General features: G+C 71.2%; 20 protein-coding genes. 3 read left to right on the top strand and 17 right to left on the bottom strand.

The annotated features are described in order from the left end of the window. Window positions 1–63: 63 nt before the first annotated feature. The 8 genes from rocD to AC5WRT_RS11000 form a co-directional block, all read right to left on the bottom strand. On the bottom strand, window positions 64–1,284 hold the full coding sequence (rocD, locus tag AC5WRT_RS10965) for an ornithine--oxo-acid transaminase (protein ID WP_496092787.1): 1,221 nt from the start codon (window positions 1,282–1,284) through the stop codon (window positions 64–66). Beyond that, complete coding sequence (ddaH, locus tag AC5WRT_RS10970) at window positions 1,281–2,093, bottom strand: dimethylargininase (RefSeq protein ID WP_496092788.1); 813 nt, start codon at window positions 2,091–2,093, stop codon at window positions 1,281–1,283. Before ddaH ends, rocD begins: the two co-directional genes overlap by 4 nt. A gap of 152 nt (window positions 2,094–2,245) precedes the next feature. After that, entirely contained in the window at window positions 2,246–2,731 is a 486-nt protein-coding gene (locus AC5WRT_RS10975) for an Lrp/AsnC family transcriptional regulator (protein ID WP_351811575.1), read from the bottom strand. A gap of 36 nt (window positions 2,732–2,767) precedes the next feature. Continuing rightward, window positions 2,768–2,935 carry a hypothetical protein gene (locus tag AC5WRT_RS10980; protein WP_107093214.1) on the bottom strand — a complete coding sequence of 56 codons (168 nt, stop codon included), beginning with the start codon at window positions 2,933–2,935 and terminating at the stop codon, window positions 2,768–2,770. A gap of 91 nt (window positions 2,936–3,026) precedes the next feature. After that, window positions 3,027–3,977: a cytochrome c oxidase assembly protein gene (locus AC5WRT_RS10985; RefSeq protein ID WP_496092789.1), complete on the bottom strand. Its 951-nt coding sequence runs from the start codon at window positions 3,975–3,977 to the stop codon at window positions 3,027–3,029. Window positions 3,978–4,079: 102 nt separating this feature from the next. Then, window positions 4,080–5,105: a 6-phosphofructokinase gene (locus AC5WRT_RS10990; RefSeq protein ID WP_496100168.1), complete on the bottom strand. Its 1,026-nt coding sequence runs from the start codon at window positions 5,103–5,105 to the stop codon at window positions 4,080–4,082. Window positions 5,106–5,306: 201 nt separating this feature from the next. After that, window positions 5,307–6,035: a type 1 glutamine amidotransferase gene (locus AC5WRT_RS10995; protein ID WP_496092791.1), complete on the bottom strand. Its 729-nt coding sequence runs from the start codon at window positions 6,033–6,035 to the stop codon at window positions 5,307–5,309. Window positions 6,036–6,064: 29 nt separating this feature from the next. Continuing rightward, entirely contained in the window at window positions 6,065–7,303 is a 1,239-nt protein-coding gene (locus AC5WRT_RS11000; RefSeq protein WP_496092792.1) for a MurT ligase domain-containing protein, read from the bottom strand. Window positions 7,304–7,454: 151 nt separating this feature from the next. Between AC5WRT_RS11000 and def the strand changes: the two genes are divergently transcribed. Beyond that, on the top strand, window positions 7,455–8,009 hold the full coding sequence (gene def / locus AC5WRT_RS11005; RefSeq protein ID WP_496092793.1) for a peptide deformylase: 555 nt from the start codon (window positions 7,455–7,457) through the stop codon (window positions 8,007–8,009). 67 nt (window positions 8,010–8,076) lie between these two features. On the opposite strand, the gene AC5WRT_RS11010 is transcribed toward def, so the two are convergent. Next, window positions 8,077–8,721, bottom strand: a complete 645-nt coding sequence (locus tag AC5WRT_RS11010) for a TetR/AcrR family transcriptional regulator (protein WP_496092794.1) — start codon at window positions 8,719–8,721, stop codon at window positions 8,077–8,079. A 166-nt stretch (window positions 8,722–8,887) separates the two neighbouring features. On the opposite strand from AC5WRT_RS11010, the gene AC5WRT_RS11015 reads away from it, so the two are divergent. Next, complete coding sequence (locus tag AC5WRT_RS11015; RefSeq protein ID WP_496092795.1) at window positions 8,888–10,114, top strand: acyl-CoA dehydrogenase family protein; 1,227 nt, start codon at window positions 8,888–8,890, stop codon at window positions 10,112–10,114. On the opposite strand, the gene AC5WRT_RS11020 is transcribed toward AC5WRT_RS11015, so the two are convergent. The 8 genes from AC5WRT_RS11020 to AC5WRT_RS11055 all read right to left on the bottom strand — a co-directional run bounded on the left by AC5WRT_RS11020 (window position 10,111) and on the right by AC5WRT_RS11055 (window position 18,537). Continuing rightward, on the bottom strand, window positions 10,111–10,632 hold the full coding sequence (locus tag AC5WRT_RS11020) for a cupin domain-containing protein (RefSeq protein WP_496092796.1): 522 nt from the start codon (window positions 10,630–10,632) through the stop codon (window positions 10,111–10,113). The genes AC5WRT_RS11015 and AC5WRT_RS11020 overlap by 4 nt on opposite strands. 7 nt (window positions 10,633–10,639) lie before the next feature. After that, the gene (locus AC5WRT_RS11025; protein ID WP_496092797.1) at window positions 10,640–11,854 is read right to left on the bottom strand and encodes a cytochrome P450; all 1,215 of its coding nucleotides are present in this window, start codon (window positions 11,852–11,854) and stop codon (window positions 10,640–10,642) included. A 7-nt stretch (window positions 11,855–11,861) separates the two neighbouring features. After that, window positions 11,862–12,923 (bottom strand): type III polyketide synthase, encoded by a 1,062-nt coding sequence (locus tag AC5WRT_RS11030; RefSeq protein ID WP_496092798.1) that lies wholly within the window; start codon window positions 12,921–12,923, stop codon window positions 11,862–11,864. An 891-nt stretch (window positions 12,924–13,814) separates the two neighbouring features. Next, on the bottom strand, window positions 13,815–14,048 hold the full coding sequence (locus tag AC5WRT_RS11035; protein ID WP_079048970.1) for a DUF6213 family protein: 234 nt from the start codon (window positions 14,046–14,048) through the stop codon (window positions 13,815–13,817). Between the two features lie 26 nt (window positions 14,049–14,074). Further along, window positions 14,075–15,460: an NADP-dependent succinic semialdehyde dehydrogenase gene (locus tag AC5WRT_RS11040; RefSeq protein ID WP_496092799.1), complete on the bottom strand. Its 1,386-nt coding sequence runs from the start codon at window positions 15,458–15,460 to the stop codon at window positions 14,075–14,077. Window positions 15,461–15,533: 73 nt separating this feature from the next. After that, window positions 15,534–16,007 carry an NUDIX hydrolase gene (locus AC5WRT_RS11045; protein WP_496092800.1) on the bottom strand — a complete coding sequence of 158 codons (474 nt, stop codon included), beginning with the start codon at window positions 16,005–16,007 and terminating at the stop codon, window positions 15,534–15,536. Next, a complete protein-coding gene (locus tag AC5WRT_RS11050) occupies window positions 16,004–17,542 on the bottom strand; it encodes an ATP-dependent DNA ligase (RefSeq protein ID WP_496100169.1) in 1,539 nt (512 codons plus the stop codon). Before AC5WRT_RS11050 ends, AC5WRT_RS11045 begins: the two co-directional genes overlap by 4 nt. Window positions 17,543–17,571: 29 nt before the next feature. Then, entirely contained in the window at window positions 17,572–18,537 is a 966-nt protein-coding gene (locus tag AC5WRT_RS11055; RefSeq protein WP_496100170.1) for an NAD(P)/FAD-dependent oxidoreductase, read from the bottom strand. A gap of 64 nt (window positions 18,538–18,601) precedes the next feature. On the opposite strand from AC5WRT_RS11055, the gene AC5WRT_RS11060 reads away from it, so the two are divergent. Then, on the top strand, window positions 18,602–19,177 hold the full coding sequence (locus tag AC5WRT_RS11060; RefSeq protein WP_496100171.1) for a helix-turn-helix domain-containing protein: 576 nt from the start codon (window positions 18,602–18,604) through the stop codon (window positions 19,175–19,177). The last annotated feature ends 39 nt before the right edge of the window (window positions 19,178–19,216 follow it).

The raw sequence follows: 19,216 nt of genomic DNA on the forward strand, positions 1-19,216 counted from the left end.
GGGGTCAAGAACCCGGTCCCTCCGGGTCGCTGATCCCTCGCCTGTCGGATCACGCCCCTCGGGTCACGACGCCAGCACCTTCTCCAGCGCCGCCAGCGCGGAGCGCAGCTCCTGTGCGCTGACGGTCAGCGGGGGCGCCAGCCGGATCGTGGAACCGTGGGTGTCCTTCACCAGGATCCCCTCCCGTACCAGCCGCTCGCTGACCTCGCGGCCGGTGCCGATCGCCGGGTCGATGTCGACTCCCGCCCACAGCCCGCGGGAGCGGAAGCCGAGCACGCCCTTGCCGACCAGCTCGGTCAGCCCGTCCCGCAGGACGACGCCCAGCTCGGCGGCCCGCCGCTGGAACTCGCCGGTCTCCAGCAGCTCGACCACGGCCGTGCCGACCGCCGCCGCGAGCGGGTTGCCGCCGAAGGTCGACCCGTGCTCGCCGGGGTGCAGCACACCGAGCACCTCGCGCCGGGCCACCACCGCCGACACCGGCACGATCCCGCCGCCCAGCGCCTTGCCCAGCAGCAGCACGTCCGGGACGACGTCCTCGTGCTCCACGGCGAAGGTACGGCCCGTACGGCCGAGACCCGACTGGATCTCGTCCGCGACGAACAGGCAGCCCTTGCGGCGGGTCAGCTCCCGCACCCCGGCGAGATAGCCGTCGCTCGGAATGATCACGCCCGCCTCGCCCTGGACCGGCTCGATCAGCACGGCCGCCGTGGTCTCGTCGACGGCCTCCTCCAGCGCGGCCAGGTCGTCGTACGGCACGATCCTGAATCCGGGCGTGAAGGGACCGAAGCCCGCGCGGGCCGTCTCGTCCGTGGAGAAGCTGACGATGGTCGTCGTACGGCCGTGGAAGTTCTCCGCGGCGACCACGATCGTCGCCCGGTCGGCGGGGACGCCCTTCACGTCGTACGCCCACTTGCGGGCCACCTTGATGCCGCTCTCCACCGCCTCCGCGCCGGTGTTCATCGGCAGCACCATGTCGAGGCCGGTCAGCCCCGCGAGCCGCTCGGCGAAGGCGGCGAGCCGGTCGTTGTGGAAGGCCCGGGAGGTCAGCGTCAGCTGGTCGAGCTGGCGATGGGCGGCCTCGATGAGCACGGGGTGCCGGTGACCGAAGTTCAGTGCCGAGTACCCGGCGAGCATGTCGAGGTAGCGGCGGCCCTCGACGTCCTCCACCCAGGTGCCCTCCGCCCGCGCCACCACCACCGGCAGCGGGTGGTAGTTGTGCGCGAGGACCGGCTCCTCGGCACGGATCAGGTCGTCGGAGGTGCGGGTGCGCGCGGGTGCGGTCATGTACGGATCTCCTGGGTGCAGCACTTGATGCCGCCGCCGGCCTTGTGGAACTCGGACAGGTCGACGGGGACGGGGGTGTAACCATGGCCGGCGAGGCGTTCGGCGAGCGCCTCGGCCTGGGGTGCGACGAAGACGTTACGGCCGTCGGAGACGGAGTTCAGGCCGAACGCCATCGCGTCGTCGCGGGTGGCGAGCACCGCCTCCGGGTACAGGCGGCGCAGCACCTCGCGGCTGCCGGGCGAGAACGCCTCGGGGTAGTAGCAGATGTTGTCGTCGTCGAGGACGAACAGCGCCGTGTCCAGGTGGTAGAAGTACGGGTCCACCAGGGTCAGCCCGATCACCGGGTGGCCGAGGAACTCCTGCGCCTCCCGGTGCGCCTCGCGGCTGGTGCGGAACCCGGTGCCGGCGAGCACGTACCGGCCGGTCCACACCAGGTCGCCCTCGCCCTCGGTCACCGACTCCGGGCGGTGGACGTCGTAGCCCGCCGCCTTGAACCAGGTGTCGTAGTGCAGCGACTCCGGGCGTCGCTCCGGCGCGTGGAACAGCGATCCGAAGACCCGGCCGCCGACCACGAACGCCGCGTTGGCGGCGAAGACCATGTCGGGCAGACCGGGCACCGGTTCGACCGCCTCGACGGTGTGCCCATGGGCGCGGTAGGCGCTGATCAGCGTCCGCCACTGCTCCTGGGCGAGGTCCACGTCGACGGGCCGGCCGGGGTTCATCCAGGGATTGATCGCGTACTGCACGGCGAAGTGTCTGGGTTCGCAGACGAGAAAGCGCCGAGGACGCTGTGCACGGCTTTCGGACACAGAGGGTTTCCTCCGCTTGCGATGTGTCACTGAGGGTGTACACCACGGTAGAAATGCAGAGGCAGGCTCGACAAGTGAAAAAAGCTGCGTAGATGAGCAGCATCGCTGCGTCTTTGACGGCGTACACGCACTGTTACTGCGCATGTTCCGCCTCATTCGGGTGCCGCGTGGGTCGCGCCCGCTTCCGGGCTTTCCGGGAGGAGGTGGGACAGCACCATCACGCTGATCGTCTTCCGGATGAACGGCTCCACCCGGATCCGTTCCAGCACCTCCTCGAAGTGCTCCACGTCCCGCGCGCGCACGTGCAGCAGCGCGTCCGCGCCGCCGGTGACCGTCATGGCGGCCGTGATCTCCGGATGGTTGCGCACGACCTCCGCGAGGCGGCGGGGCGGGGCCGCGCCCTCGCAGTACACCTCGACGTACGCCTCCGTGCGCCAGCCGAGCGCCGAGGGCTTCACCGTCGCCGTGAACCCGGTGATCACCCCCGTCTCCCGCAGCCGGTCGACGCGCCGCTTGACCGCAGTCGCGGACAGCCCGATCCCCGCGCCGATCTCGGCGAAGCTGGTCCGGGCGTTCGCCATCAGCGCCGTGATGATCTTGCGGTCGAGGTCGTCGAACGAGGGCGTCCTGCTGTTCATGCGGGCACTGTAGCCAGCTCGCCGCAGCAGCGGTGCTCACGACTGGGTGACGACCATGGCGAGCGTCAGCAGTCCCAGGACGACCCATCCGAACCACAGCCAGCCGTTGCTGCCGAGCGCGACCGTGTAGGCGGTCACGACGACGAGCCCGCCGACCGTGAGAGCCCCCATCGCCTTGGTGGAACCGTTCGTGGAACCGGGCATCGCGGCACCCTCCTCATGGTCTGTCCATGACCATGGTGCCCCGGTTTCCGCCCGGAGGGGACGGCTCCGCCGCAGCCCCGCCCCCCGGCTCTCAGCCCTCGCGGGCGTTCAGGGAGGCCAGATAGGCGTTGTAGGCCTCCAGCTCCTTGTCGCCGTCCCGGTCCGCGGCCCGGTCCGTGCGCTTGGCCTGCCGCTGCTCGGAGCCGTACCACTGGAACAGCAGAGCGATCAGCACCAGCACGGACGGGACCTCGCTGAACGCCCAGGCGATGCCACCGGCCGCGTTCTGGTCGGACAGCGCGTCGATGCCGAGCGAGGCCGGCGGGTGCGTGAAGGTGCCCACCATCGGCGCGCTCGCCATCATCAGCGCGATGCCGAAGAACGCGTGGAAGGGCATGCCCGCGAACAGCTCCAGCATCCGCATCACATAGCCGGGCCGGTGCGGGCCGGGGTCGACGCCCATGATCGGCCAGAAGAACACCATGCCCACGGCGAAGAAGTGCACCATCATCGCGACGTGCCCGGTCTTCGACCCCATCAGGAAGTCGAAGATCGGGGTGAAGTACAGGACGTACAGGCTCGCGATGAACATCGGGATCGTGAACGCCGGGTGCGTGACGATCCGCATGTACCGGCTGTGCAGCAGCGCCAGCAGCAGCTCCCGGGGACCCTTGCGGCCGCGGCCGGCGGTCGGCAGCGCCCGCAGCGCCAGCGTGACCGGGGCGCCGAGCAGGATCAGGATCGGCGAGAGCATGCTGATCACCATGTGCTGGACCATGTGCACGCTGAACATCACCATGCCGTAGTCGTTCAGCCGGGTGCACATCATGAGCGCGACGGTCAGCACGCCCACGACGAACGACACCACGCGCCAGACGGACCACGCGTCCCCGCGCCGCCGCAGCCGTACCACACCCCAGCCGTACAGGGCGAGGCCGGCCAGGCACGCCACGAGGAAGAAGGGATCCGCCGACCACGCCAGCCCCCGCGCCAGCGTGAACGGCGGCAGATCCATCATCATGCCGTGCCCGCTGTGATCCATCCGGCGGCTCCTGATTCGTGGGGGTTGTACGAGTTGTCCGCCCCAAGAGTAGAACCGCCCCCGGTCACGGCCGTGACCGGGGGCGGGTTGTTCCCAGGTGGACTACAGGACGTACTCGGCCTCGTCGTACCGCTCGACGGGCACGGTCTTCAGGGCCTCGACGGCCTCGGCCAGCGACACCGTCACGACGTCGGTCCCGCGCAGGGCGGTCATCCGGCCGAACTCGCCGCGGTGCACGGCCTCCACCGCGTGCCATCCGAACCGCGTGGCGAGCACCCGGTCGTACGCCGTCGGCGTTCCGCCCCGCTGCACATGCCCGAGGATCACCGGCCGTGCCTCCTTGCCGAGCCGCTGCTCCAGCTCGACCGACAGCTGCCGGGCGATGCCGGCGAAGCGCTCGTGGCCGTAGATGTCCTTGCCGCCCTCGTCGAAGTCCATCGTGCCGGCCTTCGGCTTGGCGCCCTCGGCCGCGACGACGATCGCGAAGCGCTTGCCCGCCTCGAACCGCTCGCCGACCTTCCGCGTCAACTCGTCGATGTCGAAGGGCCGTTCCGGGACGACGATGGCGTGGGCGCCGGCCGCCATGCCTGAGTGCAGCGCGATCCAGCCGGTGTGCCGGCCCATGACCTCCACGATCAGCACCCGCTGGTGCGACTCGGCGGTGGTCTTCAGCCGGTCCAGGGCCTCCGTCGCCACGGTCACCGCGGTGTCGAAGCCGAAGGTGACGTCCGTTACGGCGATGTCGTTGTCGATGGTCTTGGGCACGCCCACGATCGGCAGCCCGTTGTCGGACAGCAGCCGGGCCGCCTTCAGCGTGCCCTCACCGCCGATCGGGATGATCGCGTCCAGGCCGAGTTCCGCGACATGGCCCCTGGCCCGCCCGACACCGTCCCGCAGATGCTCCGGGCGCACCCGCGAGGAGCCGAGGATGGTGCCGCCGCGGGCCAGGATGCCGCCCACGGCGTCGAGGTCGAGCTTGAGATAGTCGCACTCCAGGAGGCCTTTCCAGCCGTCCCGGAAACCGATGACCTCGTCGCCGTGGTCGGCGACGGCACGGTGCACGACGGACCGGATGACGGCGTTCAGGCCGGGGCAGTCGCCGCCGGAGGTGAGGACACCAATGCGCATAGCCCGAAATACCTTCTCAACGTGGGCCGGGGGACCGGACCACGTTGTCCGGCGGATACCCGGCCACCCTACCGGCGTGAGGGGGTGGCTCCGTAGCGGGCGTCCGCCTGCTGGACGCGCCCGCACATGTGAGCGGACGGCCTGTCAGGCGGGCCGTCCACGAGCCTGCCGGGCTGCGCTGAGATCCCGCTGAAGCGGCGCTTACGCGGGCTGCTGAGCTGCGGCGATCCGTTCGTTTCGGAGCGCCTCGTACCAGCGGTCGTCGATCGGCGGCAGCGCGTTGACGTCGAGTGCCAGCTTCAGCAGCAGATCGGCGATCTGCGGGTTGCGGGCGAGGACCGGCCCGTGCATGTACGTGCCGAAGACGGTCCCGTTGTACGCGCCCTCGGTGCCGTCCCCGGTGCCGTTGCCCTTGCCGATCTGTACCCGGGCGAACGGGCGGGCGGTCGGGCCGAGGTGGGTGACGCCCTGGTGGTTCTCGAAGCCGGTCAGCTGAGGCAGCCCGAGCTGCGGGTCGATGTCGGCGAGTACGTCGCCGACGCACCGCTCGCCCTCACCGCGCACCGACACGACGTCGAGCAGACCGAGACCGGGCTCGCGCTGGCCGAGATCGTTGATGAACTCGTGGCCGAGGATCTGGTAGCCGGCGCAGACGGAGAAGACGATCGCGCCGTTCTCCACCGCCCGGTGCAGATGCCCGTCCCGGCGCAGCCGCTCGGCCGCGAGCCGCTGCGGCCGGTCCTCGCCGCCGCCGATCAGGTAGATGTCGCCGGAGGTGGGGATCGGCTGGTCGCTGCGCACGTCGAGCCTGGCCACGTCCAGGCCGCGCTGCCGGGCCCGGCGGTCCACGACGAGCGCGTTGCCCTGGTCGCCGTAGGTGCTGAGCAGGTCCGGGTAGATCCACACCAGCCGCAGTTGGTTGTCGCTCATGAGGTGATCGCCCTTCGAGGATCAGAAGATCAGTTGCCGACGCGGCGGCGCAGGTCCTGGAACGCGGTGTAGTTCGCGATGACCTCGATACGGCCCGGCGGGCACATCTGCACGGCCTGGTCGAGGTTCTCGCAGACCTGGAAGTTCTGGTTCGCGACTTCCAGGCGGACGGCGAGGTCCAGCTTCCGGTCGCCGATCACGAAGATCGGGTGGCCGGTCAGCCGGGTGTAGTCGACGTCCCACAGCCAGGAGGTGTCGGTGCCGTCGGCGCCGCGGGCGTTCACGGACAGGATCACCGGGGCGGGCGGGGGGTCGATCAGCGAGAACGTCTCCAGCCAGCCGGCCGGGTTCTTCGCCAGCAGCAGCCGTAGATCGCGGTTCTGGAACTGCACGACGTCGTACCGCCCGGCGACGGCCTGCACCTGGTACATCCGCTCCAGGGCGACCTGCGGCGGCACCCCGAAGACGGCGGCCACGGCTGCGGAGGAGGCGGCGTTCGCCTTGTTGGCACGGCCCGGCAGCTGCAGATGGATGGGCCAGGCGGAGCCGTGCGGGTCGAGCACGTGGTCCCCGGACAGCGCCCAGGTCGGCGTCGGCCGCCGGAACCCGCACTCGCCGCAGAACCAGTCCTCGCCGGGGCGCTGCATCACGCCACCGCACGACGGGCAGGACCAGGCGTCGTCCTTCCACATCTGCCCGGCCGCGACCCAGACCACGTTCGGCGACGAGGAGGCGGCCCACACCACCAGCGGGTCGTCGCAGTTGGCGACAATGACGGCCTTCGACCCGGCGAGCCCCTCGCGCCAGTTCTCCGCGAGCATCCGGGTCTCGGCCGCGCGGTCGAGCTGGTCGCGGGAGAGGTTGAGCAGGGCGATGCACTTCGGGTCGGTGTCCCGGGCCACACCGGCCAGGTACTTCTCGTCGACCTCGATGACACCGAACTTCGCGTCCGAGCCGCCCGCGAGCGCGGAGGTGATACCGGCCGGCATGTTGGCGCCCAGCGCGTTCGACACCACCGGGCCCGCGGCGCGCAGCGCCTCGGCGATCAGCCGGGTGGTCGTGGTCTTGCCGTTGGTGGCGGACACCAGGACGACGTCCAGGTTCTGGGCGAGCCGTCCGAGCAGGTCGGGGTCGAGTTTCAGTGCGACCCGGCCACCGATCACCGACCCGCTGCCGCGCCCCGCGGCGCGCGATGCCGCAGCGACCGCCTTGCCGGCGGTCACGGCCAGCTTGGCCCGCGGCGTGAGCGGGTCCGAGTTGCCTGCCATCAGTTCTCGATCCTCCTTGCGTACGCGCCGCGCCTGGGGCCATCCGGCAGCGTGGTGTGACCTCAGCCTATCGAGATCCGTATCCACACCCGAATCCCGGCCCACGCCCTGAGCGGCGGCCATGAGCGATACGAACCGTACCCTTGCGGCCATGCGACACGGTTCCATTCCGGGCGCCCGCGGGCGCGTCCGGCCCCTCACCCTGTTCGGCGACGCGGGTTTGCGCCAACAATGCCGGGAAGTCACCGAATTCGGGCCCGGGCTGGCAGACCTGGTGGAGGATCTGTTCGCCACGATGTACGCGGCGCAGGGGGTCGGCCTGGCGGCGAATCAGGTGGGGGTGCCGCTGCGGGTGTTCGTGTTCGACTGCCCGGACGACGAGGACGTCCGGCATCTCGGACACGTGGTGAACCCCCGGCTCGTGGAGGTCGACGGCGTGGTCGTCCGGGGGCCCGAGGGCTGCCTGTCCCTGCCGGGCCTGGAGGCGGGGACGGAGCGGTACGACCACGCGGTGGTCGAGGGTCTCACGGTGACGGGGGAGCCGGTGACGATCGACGGCACGGGGTTCTTCGCCCGGTGCCTGCAGCACGAGTGCGACCACGTGGAGGGGCGGGTGTACGCGGACCGCGTGACGGGGTGGCGCAGGCGCAGGCTGGTGAGGCAGATCTCCCGGGCTCCCTGGACCCGGACGGGCCGACCCGGCTGACGCGGGAGGCCGTACCGGTGTGCGTGGGCGCGGTCGGCCCCCACGCACGTGCGGTCACAATCGCCCGTCAGAACCCGGGACCCCCCACCCGGTCCCCCGCGGCCGCAAGCCGCCCCCACAGCAGATCCGCGAGAGACCGCACCAACTCGGCCCGGGAACAAGGGCGTTCGCCGAGCCACCAGTCGCCGGCGGCGTGCATCATCCCGACGATCCCATGCCCCCACACCCGGGCCAGCTGCTGGCTCTCCGGACCGAGGTCCACCCGCTCCTCGATGACCTGGGCCAGCTCCTCGCCCATCCGCCGCAGCAGCGGAGCGCTGTGCTTGCCGACGTCGAACCCCTGCTCCGCGCCCGCGCTGCCCTCCGCCGGATGCATCAGGAACCGGTACACCTGAGGGCGTGCCTCGATCGCGGCGAGATAGGTGTCCAGCGTGGACTCCACTCGCTCCCGCCGGTCCGCCGGGGCGTCCAGCGCCGCCCGCAGCGAGTCGAGCAGCGCGTCGGTGTGCCGCTTGGCCAGCGCGGCGTACAGGCCGCCCTTGTCGCCGAAGTGGCGGTAGAGGATCGGCTTGGTGATGCCGGCCTCCGCGGCGATCGCGTTCATCGACGCCTGCGGACCGTCGCGGAGCACCACCCGGTCGGCGGCCTCCAGCAACTCGCGCCGTCGGCGGTCGGCGGACCGCTGCTGTTCGGTCCGCTGTGTGGTGTCCATGTGCTCTCCCCACCCGTGCTGATTCGGTGACGCCTGCGCAAACTAACACTGACTGTCCTGCTGACATCGAACGGGATGCCGCGGTCGTCACCGGTTGACTTTTCCTACCGGTCGGTAACAGACTCGTGTTACCGCTAGTAACATCGCAACCGCCGCTGGAGGGGCCATGGCCGAGTTCACCATGGAGCTGAACGACGAACAGAAGGAAGTCCGGGACTGGCTCCATGGCTTCGCCGCCGACGTGATCCGCCCCGCGGCCGCCGAGTGGGACGAGCGCGAGGAGACGCCCTGGCCGGTCATCCAGGAGGCCGCGAAGGTCGGCATCTACTCCCTGGACTTCTACGCGCAGCAGTACTTCGACCCCACCGGCCTCGGTATCCCCATGGCCATGGAGGAACTGTTCTGGGGTGACGCGGGCATCGCCCTGTCCATCGTGGGCACCGGTCTCGCCGCCGTGGGCGTGCTGGCCAACGGCACCGAGGAGCAGATCGGCACCTGGATCCCGCAGATGTACGGCGACGTCGACGACGTCAAGGTCGCCGCGTTCTGCTCCTCCGAGCCCGACGCCGGCTCCGACGTCGCCTCCATGCGCACGCGTGCCGTGTACGACGAGGCCAAGGACGAGTGGGTGATCAACGGCACGAAGACCTGGGCGACCAACGGAGGCATCGCCAACGTCCACGTCGTCGTCGCCGGCGTCGACCCGGAGCTCGGCTCCAAGGGTCACGCCTCCTTCATCATCCCGCCGGGCACGCCGGGCCTCGCCCAGGGCCAGAAGTTCAAGAAGCACGGCATCCGCGCCTCGCACACCGCCGAGGTCGTCCTGGACGACGTGCGCGTCCCCGGCTCCTGCCTGCTCGGCGGCAAGGAGAAGCTGGACGAGCGGCTCGCCCGGGCCCGCGAGACTGCCAAAACGGGCGGCGAGCGCGTCAAGAACGCGGCGATGGCCACGTTCGAGGCGTCCCGCCCGGCCGTCGGCGCGATGGCGGTCGGCACCGCGCGCGCCGCGTACGAGGTCGCCCTCGACTACGCCAGGACCCGCGAACAGTTCGGGCGCCCGATCATCGACAACCAGGGCGTCGCCTTCCAGCTCGCGGACATGCGGACGCAGATCGACGCCGCCCGGCTGCTGGTCTGGCGGGCCTCCTGGATGGCGGTCAACGGCAAGCCGTTCACCGCCGCCGAGGGCTCCATGTCGAAGCTGTTCGCCAGCGAGACCGCCAAGAAGGTCACGGCCCAGGCGATCCAGATCCTCGGCGGCAACGGCTACACCAGGGAGTACCCCGTCGAGCGCATGCACCGGGACGCCGCCATCTACACGATCTTCGAGGGCACCAGCGAGATCCAGCGGCTGGTCATCGCCCGCACCCTCTCGGGGATGCCGATCCGCTAACGGTGCCTGAGCGGCGTCAGCTGCTCGATGTCGTACTTGGCCCTCAGCGCCTCGATCGCCTCCTGGTCGGGCGGGCCCCCGTTGCCCAGGATCTCCAGCAGCTCCTCGAAGTAGCGCTCGTGATCCGGCGGCGGGCTCGCCTGGAAGAACATCTTCGCCGGGGTGTCGGTCGGGTTCGCGAACGCGTGCGGGCACCCCGGTGGTACGACGATGACCGTGCCGGGGGTCGCCCGCACCACCCGGCTGCCCGAAGTCGACTCCCACTTCCGCCAGTTGTCGGGGGTGCGGATGCGCGGCTCGAAGGCGAGGACGTCCAGTTCGCCCTCCAGGACGTAGAACAACTCCTCGCTGCGCGTGTGCACATGGGCGCCCACGTCGAAGCCCGGCGGGACCTCCACCTCGAAGGTGGAGGCCATCCGCGAATGCGTGCCGGTGACCTTGAACGTCACCCGCTGGGCCGGTGTCTCCACGACACGGCCGTGGCCAGGCGGTACGTACAGTCCCTCGGTCTCCGTCATCGCTCGCTCACCAGGTCACCGGAAGCGCCTCGGGACCCCGGATCAGCGCGCCCCGCTTGAAGGGCACCCGCTCCGGCGGCACGGCCAGCCGCAGACCCGGAATCCGGTCCAGCAGGGTGTCCACCAGCAGCTCCTGCTCCAGCCGGGCGAGTTGGCCGCCGGGGCAGTAGTGGGGACCGAAACCGAACGACACATGCGGGTTCGGGCTGCGGGAGAAGTCGATCGTCTCCGGGTCGGGGAAGACGTCCGGGTCGCGGTTGGCGGCCAGGTACGAGACGTACACCGGGTCGCCGGCGCGGATCCGGTGACCCCGGATCTCCACGTCCTCCAGCGCGATCCGGGACAGGCCGACCGCGTTGCGGTGCGGGATGTAGCGCAGCAGCTCGTCGATCGCCCGCGGGCGGATCTCCGGCTCCGCGCGCAGCCGCCGCACCAGATCGGGCCGGGTGAGCAGCAGATAGAACATCTGCCCGCTGTTGTTGGTGACCGCCTCACCGCCGATCTGCAGCAGGCCGGCCAGCCCGACCGCCTCCCCGAGCGTCACCTCGCCCCGGCCCACCGAGGCGCCGAGCAGTGAGGTGACGTCCTCGCCCGTGCTGTTCTCACGCACCCCGATCAGGTCCGAGAAGTACGCGGCCATCTCCCGCTTGGCCTTCTCGCTGACCTCCTTGCCGTTCGAGGAGGACAGAATGAGCTGGGTCCAGGTGTGCATGGTGTGCCGGTCACCGGCCGGGACGCCCATGATCTCGCAGATCACCGCGATCGGGAACGGGCTGAGGATCGTGGCCGTGAGATCGGCGGGCGGGCCGTCCTGGAGGAGTTCGTCGACCAGCTCGTCGAGCATGGCGCGCGCCTTCGCGCGCACCCGCTCCACACCCTTCGCGGTGAACGCGGCCGCCACCGAGCGGCGCAGCCGGGTGTGGTCGGGCGGGTCGAGGAAGCCGACCGCGCCGGGATCCGGGATGAAGTGCGGGGCCAGCCGGGTGACCGGCTTCTCCATGACCGCCTCGCGGCTGAACCGGGGGTCGTTGGTCACCATGCGCACGTCGTCGTACCGGGTCACGAGCCACGCCCAGCCCTCGCCGTTGGGCAGCTGGATGCGGGTGACCGGTCCCTCGTCCATCAGCTCCCTGAGCACCGGGTCGAAGTCCGTCCCGGTCAGGTCGAGCGCCGGCCAGTGCCGGATGGGGGGCAGGGTCTCGGTGAGCGTCTCTTCGGTCATGCCGTACTCACGCCGTCTCTCTGTCGGTGCGCCAGCGGCCCAGCGCCATTTCCGCGGTGATGCCGGGTCCGAACCCGGCGAGGAGCCCGCGCGCCCCGTGCTCGGCGCCGCCCTCGTCGAACATCCGGCGCAGCGCGTCCAGCACGACGCCGGAGGCGATGTTGCCGTACTCGGTGAGGGTCGCCCGGCTGAACCGGAACGCGTGCGGGTCGACGTGCAGGAACTTGCTCAGGTCGTCGAGGATGCGGGGCCCGCCGGCGTGGACGATGTAGAAGTCCAGGTCGGACGCGTCCCAGCCGTGCGTTCCTGCGAGGTCCTGCAGGGCCGGGGCCAGCGGCTCCATGGTGGTCGGCACCCGTTTGTCGAGCAGGAAGTGGAAGCCCGTCGCACGGACGTCGTACATGATCCACTCCTCGGTCTTGGGGATCAGGTACGAGCCGTTGCGCTCCAGCTCGACGCCGGTGCCGCCCCTGCCGCGGACCACGGCGGCGGCTATGCCGTCACCGAACAGGCCGTTGGAGAGCAGAGAGCCCACGCCGAGGTCGGTGGGCTGGTAGCACAGCGAGCAGAACTCGCAGGCCACGACCAGCGCGTTGGCTTCGGGGTAGGCCCTGCAGAAGTCGTGCGCGCGGTTGATCGCCGCGCCGCCGGCCGCACAGCCCAGCTGGGCTACGGGAAGTTGCCGGGTGGTCGGGTCGAAGTCCATCTCGTTGATCAGCCACGCCGTGAGCGAGGGCATCATGAAGCCCGTGCACGAGACGTAGATGATCACGTCGATGTCGCTGGTGAGGAGTTCCGCGTCGTCGAGGGCACGCTGGATCACCGCGGGGACCCGCGCCTTGGCCTCGGCCTCGTAGAGCTTGTTGCGTTCCTCGAAGCCGGGATGCTTCAGGGTCTCCTCGATGGGCTGCACGATGTGCCGGGTCCTGACACCCGTGTTCTCTATCAGCCGTAGTGCGAGGGGCAGTTGGGGGTGGTCCGCGTGGCGGGAGCGCGCCAGCTCCAGCGTCTCCTCCATCGTGATCACGTGTTCCGGAACCGATACCGAGGGTCTGCACAAAGTCGCCATGAACCGTGCCTGCTTTCAGCCTTCCGGAAGGCCTGCGCCCGCCGGTCAGAGGGTCGTTCACCTCAGGGGGTGGTCCACCCACGATCACTCGGCGCGGCGGCGATCTCGCGCCGAACTACTCCAGACCGGGGACGCGGCAGCAGGGCCGGGTAGGAATCGGCATGTCCGCGGGAGGAGAACACCATGACGGCATCGGCCATGGATTTGCTGGAGACGGCCACCGGGGCGCTCGCCCCGGACCCGGGCGCCAACCCCTTCGTCCCCCGGGTGGAACGGGGCGAGGTGCCGGGGGAGGGCCTCGCCCGTCTGGCCCTGGAGCAGCAGTGGGTGGTCCCCGCCGGCCGCCGCTCCTTCGCGCACCTGGCCGGGTGCGCCGACCCCGCGTCCGCCGCCTTCTTCAGCACGCTCGCGGCGGGCGAGGAACTGGCGGCACGGCACCTGACCGCCTTCGCCCGGGCCTGCGGCGTGACCGAGGACCGCTCCCGGACCTACGTCCCCCTGGCGGGCTGCCAGGCCCATCCCGCCTACGTCTCCTGGCCGGCCCTCAACGCCGCACCGGCGGACGTGGTCCTGTCCCTCACCGCGAACTTCTCAGCGTGGGGCGAGTGCTGCGCCCGCATCGCGACGGCCCTGCGCACCCACTACGGCTTCGAGGACGCCGCCTGCGCGTTCTTCGACCTCTTCGCCGAGCCGGCCCCGGACCTGGACGACCGGGCGACGCAGGCGGTACAGGCGGCCCTGGACGCGGGAACACTGGACACGAACAGAGCACACACCTACGGAAGCCTGCTGCAGGCGTACGAGGCGATGTTCTGGACGTCGTTGGGCCAGGTCCTGTCGTCGACCTCCAGCCCGCCCTTCGGGCGGACGACGGGACTTTCGAAACACGCCCTAGGGCGCCCCGCTGCTGTGCGCGATGCAGGCCACGTCGATGCGGTCCGCCAGCTTGGCCAGCTCGATGGTCAGAGCGGCGACCGTGTCCTCGTCCAGCCCCTGCTCCCCGGCCTCGACGAGCCGCAGCCAGCGCCCGCCCACGGTCCGCAGCAGCTTGCTCACGTCGGCGGCCGCCACCTGCAACGTACCGCGGTCGTCGACGATCAGAGGCAGGGTCACTTCGCGGTTCACAAAAGGGGATGGTAGCCGCGTGGACCTCACGCACCCTGCCAAACCGTGGTGATGTTGCAGAACTCGCGGATTCCGTGCCCGGACAGCTCACGCCCGTACCCGGACCGCTTGACCCCGCCGAACGGGAACGCCGGATGGGAGGCGGTCATCCCGTTGACGTACACGGAACCGGCCTCCAGGTCGCGGGTGAACCGCGCCACCTCCCCCTCGTCGCGCGTCCATACGTTCGAACTCAGCCCGAAAGGCGAGTCGTTGGCGATCAGCAGCGCCTCCTCCAGGTCGTCGGCCCGGTACAGCGTGGCGACCGGTCCGAACGCCTCCTCCCGGTGGATGCGCATCTTCCGGGTGATGCCGGCGAGCACGGTCGGCGGGTAGTACCAGCCCGGCCCGTCCGGCCGCTCCCCGCCGCACAGCACCTCGGCCCCGGCCCGCCGCGCGTCGTCGACCAGTTCCTCCAGATCGTCGCGCCCCCGCTCGGTGGAGAGCGGCCCGACGTCGGTGTCCTCCTCCAGCGGGTCGCCGACCTTCAGCGCCTTCATGCCGGCGACGAACTTCTCGGCGAAGGCGTCGTGGACGTCGCGGTGCACGATGAACCGCTTGGCGGCGATGCAGGACTGCCCGTTGTTCTGCACGCGCGCGGTGACGGCGACCTCGGCCGCCCGGTCCAGGTCGGCGGAGGGCATGACCAGGTACGGGTCGCTGCCGCCCAGCTCCAGCACCGTCTTCTTGACCATCTCGCCGCAGGTGGAGGCCACCGCCCGGCCCGCCGGCTCGCTGCCGGTGAGCGTCGCGGCCTTGATCCGCTCGTCGCGCAGGAGGTCGTCCACCGCGCCCGAGCCGATCAGCAGCGTCTGGAAGCAGCCCTCCGCGAATCCCGCCCGGTGGAACAGGTCCTCCAGGTACAGGGCCGTCTGGGGGACGTTGGAGGCGTGCTTGAGCAGGCCCACGTTGCCGGCCATCAGCGCGGGCGCGGCGAAGCGGACCACCTGCCACAGCGGGAAGTTCCACGGCATCACCGCGAGCACGGGACCCAGCGGCCGGTACCGCACCCGGACCCGGGAGGCTCCGGAGTCCCGTACGTCGGCCTCGGCGGGCTCCTCGTCCGCGAGCAGCGCCTCCGCGTGCTCGGCGTACCAGCGCATCGCCTTGGCGCACTTCGCGGCCTCCGCCCAGGCCTGCTTGATCGGCTTGCCCATCTCCGTGGTCATCACCCGGCCGATCTCCCGCCGGTCCTCCTCCAGGATGTCGGCGGCCCTGAGCAGCAGCCGGGCGCGGTCGACGAAGGAGAAGACCCGGTAGGTGCGGAACGTGGCCTCCGCGAGCTGGAGCCGACGTTCCAGCTCCTCCCCGCCCATGGGCTCGTACGTCTTGAGCGTCTCGCCGTTCGCCGGGTTCACCGTCGCGATGGGCATGGCTGACCTCCCTGGGAGCGGGCTTGCTTCACCTTCGCGCGCGGTACGGCCGTCCGCAACGCGTGGCATCCCTTCAGGCCGAGTGCTCCGCCAGCCGGTCGAGAAACGCGGCCTGCGCGGTGACGACCAGCTCACGGGCCCGCTCCAGACCGTGCCACGCCACGCGGTCGAGCTCCGGGAACTCCCGCACCCGGCCGGACCGCGGCGGCCACTCCATCTCGAAGGTGCCGGGGCGGAAGCCGCTCAGGTCCGGGTCCGCCTCCACGGCCCATGCCGTGACGATCTTGCCGTTCCTCTGTGCCACCTCGCCCAGCGGTACGGCCTCGCCGTCGGGCGGCGTCAGGCCCAGTTCCTCCTGGAACTCGCGGCGGGCGGCCTCCCAGGGGGGTTCATCGGGGTCGTACTCGCCCTTGGGGACGGTCCATGCACCGGCGTCCTTCTTCGCCCAGAACGGGCCACCCATATGGCCGAGCAACACCTCCAGCCCCTCATCGGTATGCCGGAACAACAGCAGCCCCGCGCTGCGCCTCGTCGTACGCACCGTCATGGCTTGACCTCCGGGTGGGCCGCCAGCAGGGTCTCCACGGTATCGGCCTCATCGGGGCGCTTGTCCTCGCGGTAGCGGACGACGCGGGCGAAGCGGAGGGTGACGCCGGCCGGGTAGCGCGTGGAGCGCTGGAGGCCGTCGTAGGCGATCTCCACGACGAGTTCGGGGTGCACCCGGACCACCCGGCCGTCGTCCGCCACGGCCAGCCGCTGGAGCCGCTCGGTCTGCCAGACGAGCATCGCGTCGGTCATGCCCTTGAAGGTCTTGCCGAGCATGGCGAAGGTGCCGTCCGGGTTGCGCGCGCCCAGGTGCAGGTTGGACAGCTTGCCCGTGCGGCGGCCGTGGCCCCACTCGGCGGCCAGCACCACCAGGTCGAGCGTGTGAACCGGCTTGACCTTCAGCCAGGCGGCGCCGCGCCGGCCCGCGCTGTAGGGCGCGTCCAGCGCCTTGACCACCACGCCCTCGTGACCGCGGGCCAGGCTCTCGGCGAGGAACCGTTCCGCCTCCGCGACGTCCTCCGGCCCGCCGGCGACCGTGCGGCGCACCCGCATCGGCTCCGGCACCAGCCGGGCCAGCTCCGCGTGCCGCTCGGCGAACGGCAGGTCCAGCAGATCGGCGCCGTCGACCGACAGGACGTCGAAGAAGACGGGGGAGACCGGGACCTCCCCGGCCGCCCTCGCCACGTCCGTCCGCGAGCCGACCCGGCCCGCCGTCTCCTGGAAGGACCTCGGCCGCCCGGCCGCGTCGAAGGAGATCACCTCGCCGTCCAGGATGAATCGCTCGCCCCGCAACCGTCGTGCGGCAGCGGTGATTTCGGGCAGCCGGCCGGTGATGTCGTCCAGCGTGCGGGTGTGCACCCGGACCGTGTCGCCGTCCCGGTGGACCTGCACCCGGATGCCGTCCAGCTTCTCCTCCACCGCGCAGGCGCCCAGTTTCTCCACCGCCTCGGCGACCGAGGACGCGCTGTGCGCCAGCATCGGCAGCACCGGACGGCCCACGGTCAGCCGGAACCGCTCCAGCGCTCCCGGTCCCTCGGCGAGCAGCGCCTGGGCGACCGTCTGCAACGATCCGGCGAGCATCACCGCCCGGCGTACGGCCGCCGGGTCGGCGCCGGTCGCCTGGGCGAGGCCCTCCACCGCGACCGCGTCCAGCGCGCCCTGGCGTACCTCGCCGGTGAGCAGCCCGAGCAGGAAGCGCTGTTCCTCCTCGGTGGCGGTGCCCATCAGCTCGCCGACCAGCCGGACCCGCTCCGCCTGCGCTCCCGGCCCCGCCACCTTGCCCAGCTCGGTGAGCAGGGCGTCGACCTCGCGGACCGTGAGGGTGGGCGCGGCGGCGGGCGGCACCGGCCGGCCCAGCACCTTCCAGCCGACACCGAGCCTGCCCTGGGGCAGCCGTCCGGCCAGATACGGGATGACGATCGGCACGTCGTCCGCCTCCGCCTCCCGGAACAGCTCCGCGAGCAGGGCGGTCTTTCGGGACCGGGTCGCGGTCGCGGCGACTTCTCGTGACACCTGGGCGAGCCGGGTCAGCAGCATTTCCCCAGAGTGCACCGGGGGAGCACGGTCTACACCCGGGCCTCGGCGTCGAGGTCGGCCATCAGCAGTTCCCCGTTGATGGCCGCCCCCGCCCGATACCCACGGCTCGCCGCGTTGATCACCTGCTCGGCGAAGCCGCTCGCGTTGCCCGCCGTCCACAGGCCGGGCACGGTCGTCAGGCCCCGCTCGTCGATCACCGGGTAGGCGCCGAACGGGGTCTCGCGCAGCTCGGCGCCCAGCCGCACGAGCAGGTCGTTGTTCGGCAGGGCGCGCGGGGCGACGTACAGCACCGCGCGGTCGTGGACCGTGCCTGCGCCCGAGGGGCTACCCCCGGCGAGCCGGATCCCGGTGAGCCGGTCGTCGGCGACGACGAGACCCGCGACCTTCCCGGGCACGACCCCGACCCCGGCGGAGGCCAGCCGGCGCAGGTCGTCGTCCGTCAGCTCCGACTCGCTCACCTCGTGGAGGAAGAGCCGCACGTCCTTCGACCACTGGGTGACCATGAGCGCCTGGTGCACGCTCAGCGGTGAGGTGGCGAGCACCCCGGTCGGCAGGTCCCGGGCCTCCCAGCCGTGGCAGTACGGGCAGTGGATCACGTCCCGGCCGAACCGCTCGGCCAGCCCCGGGACGTCCGGCAGCTCGTCCTTCAGACCCGTGGCGATCACCAGCTGCCGGGCCCGGACCGACCGTCCGCCGGCCAGCCGCGCCGTGAAGCCGTCGGCGTCCCGGCTGGCGTCCACGACCCGGTCCCGGACCAGCTCCACGCCGTACCGGGTGATCTCCTCGCGCCCGACGGCCAGGAACTCGGCCGGTGACATGCCGTCCCGGGAGAGGTACCCCTGCATGTGCGCCGACGGTGCGTTGCGCGGCTCGCCCGCGTCGACCACGAGCGTGCGGCGCCGGGCCCGGCCGAGGACCAGCGCGGCGGACAGCCCGGCGGCCCCACCGCCGACGACGACCACTTCGTACCTGTTGTTCTCGGTGTTCTCGGTCATGACGCGACGGTCACCCCGAGCCTGCCGGATTGACAAACGTATTTGCCGTTCCTGCAATAGAGGCATGAGCACCGACGACGTACTGGCCGAAGTGGGCCCGCGGCTGCGGCGCATCCGCAAGGAACGCGAGGTGACGCTGGCCGCTCTCTCCGAGGCCACCGGCATCTCCGTCAGCACCCTGTCCCGGCTGGAGTCCGGCCTGCGCAGACCCAGCCTCGAACTGCTGCTGCCGATCGCGCAGGCCCATCAGGTGCCGCTGGACGAACTGGTCGGCGCACCGCCGGTGGGGGACCCTCGGGTGCGGTCCAAGCCGATCGTCCGGGGCGGGCGCACCCACTGGCCGCTGACCCGCCAGCCCGGCGGCCTGCAGGCCTTCAAGGTGCTGGAGCCGCAGCGCAGGCTCGAACCGGAGCCGCGCACGCACGAGGGCTACGAGTGGCTGTACGTGCTCTCCGGCCGGCTGCGGCTGGTCCTCGGCGAGCACGACGTGGTGCTGACGGCGGGTGAGGCCGCCGAGTTCGACACGCGCGTGCCGCACTGGTTCGGGTCGACGGGGGAGGGGCCGGTGGAGTTCCTCAGCCTGTTCGGTCCGCAGGGTGAGCGGATGCACGTCCGGGCCCGGCCGGCGTTCCGGACGTGATGCCGTGCACCTGGCCGGGGCCACCTGTTCCCTGATCGG

It is taken from the genome of Streptomyces sp. NTD91, assembly GCF_059510455.1.

Bases quoted from the DNA above. Each gene is read 5' to 3' on its own strand.
- AC5WRT_RS11060 (WP_496100171.1), top strand. From the start codon at position 18,602: ATGAGCACCGACGACGTACTGGCCGAAGTGGGCCCGCGGCTGCGGCGC.
- AC5WRT_RS11055 (WP_496100170.1), bottom strand. From the start codon at position 18,537: ATGACCGAGAACACCGAGAACAACAGGTACGAAGTGGTCGTCGTCGGC.
- AC5WRT_RS10975 (WP_351811575.1), bottom strand. From the start codon at position 2,731: ATGAACAGCAGGACGCCCTCGTTCGACGACCTCGACCGCAAGATCATC.
- AC5WRT_RS10990 (WP_496100168.1), bottom strand. From the start codon at position 5,105: ATGCGCATTGGTGTCCTCACCTCCGGCGGCGACTGCCCCGGCCTGAAC.
- AC5WRT_RS10995 (WP_496092791.1), bottom strand. From the start codon at position 6,035: ATGAGCGACAACCAACTGCGGCTGGTGTGGATCTACCCGGACCTGCTC.
- AC5WRT_RS11045 (WP_496092800.1), bottom strand. From the start codon at position 16,007: ATGACGGTGCGTACGACGAGGCGCAGCGCGGGGCTGCTGTTGTTCCGG.
- AC5WRT_RS11020 (WP_496092796.1), bottom strand. From the start codon at position 10,632: ATGACGGAGACCGAGGGACTGTACGTACCGCCTGGCCACGGCCGTGTC.
- AC5WRT_RS10985 (WP_496092789.1), bottom strand. From the start codon at position 3,977: ATGGATCACAGCGGGCACGGCATGATGATGGATCTGCCGCCGTTCACG.
- AC5WRT_RS11050 (WP_496100169.1), bottom strand. From the start codon at position 17,542: ATGCTGCTGACCCGGCTCGCCCAGGTGTCACGAGAAGTCGCCGCGACC.
- AC5WRT_RS10980 (WP_107093214.1), bottom strand. From the start codon at position 2,935: ATGCCCGGTTCCACGAACGGTTCCACCAAGGCGATGGGGGCTCTCACG.
- AC5WRT_RS11025 (WP_496092797.1), bottom strand. From the start codon at position 11,854: ATGACCGAAGAGACGCTCACCGAGACCCTGCCCCCCATCCGGCACTGG.
- AC5WRT_RS11010 (WP_496092794.1), bottom strand. From the start codon at position 8,721: ATGGACACCACACAGCGGACCGAACAGCAGCGGTCCGCCGACCGCCGA.
- AC5WRT_RS11040 (WP_496092799.1), bottom strand. From the start codon at position 15,460: ATGCCCATCGCGACGGTGAACCCGGCGAACGGCGAGACGCTCAAGACG.
- def (WP_496092793.1), top strand. From the start codon at position 7,455: ATGCGACACGGTTCCATTCCGGGCGCCCGCGGGCGCGTCCGGCCCCTC.
- AC5WRT_RS11030 (WP_496092798.1), bottom strand. From the start codon at position 12,923: ATGGCGACTTTGTGCAGACCCTCGGTATCGGTTCCGGAACACGTGATC.
- AC5WRT_RS11015 (WP_496092795.1), top strand. From the start codon at position 8,888: ATGGCCGAGTTCACCATGGAGCTGAACGACGAACAGAAGGAAGTCCGG.
- AC5WRT_RS11000 (WP_496092792.1), bottom strand. From the start codon at position 7,303: ATGGCAGGCAACTCGGACCCGCTCACGCCGCGGGCCAAGCTGGCCGTG.
- rocD (WP_496092787.1), bottom strand. From the start codon at position 1,284: ATGACCGCACCCGCGCGCACCCGCACCTCCGACGACCTGATCCGTGCC.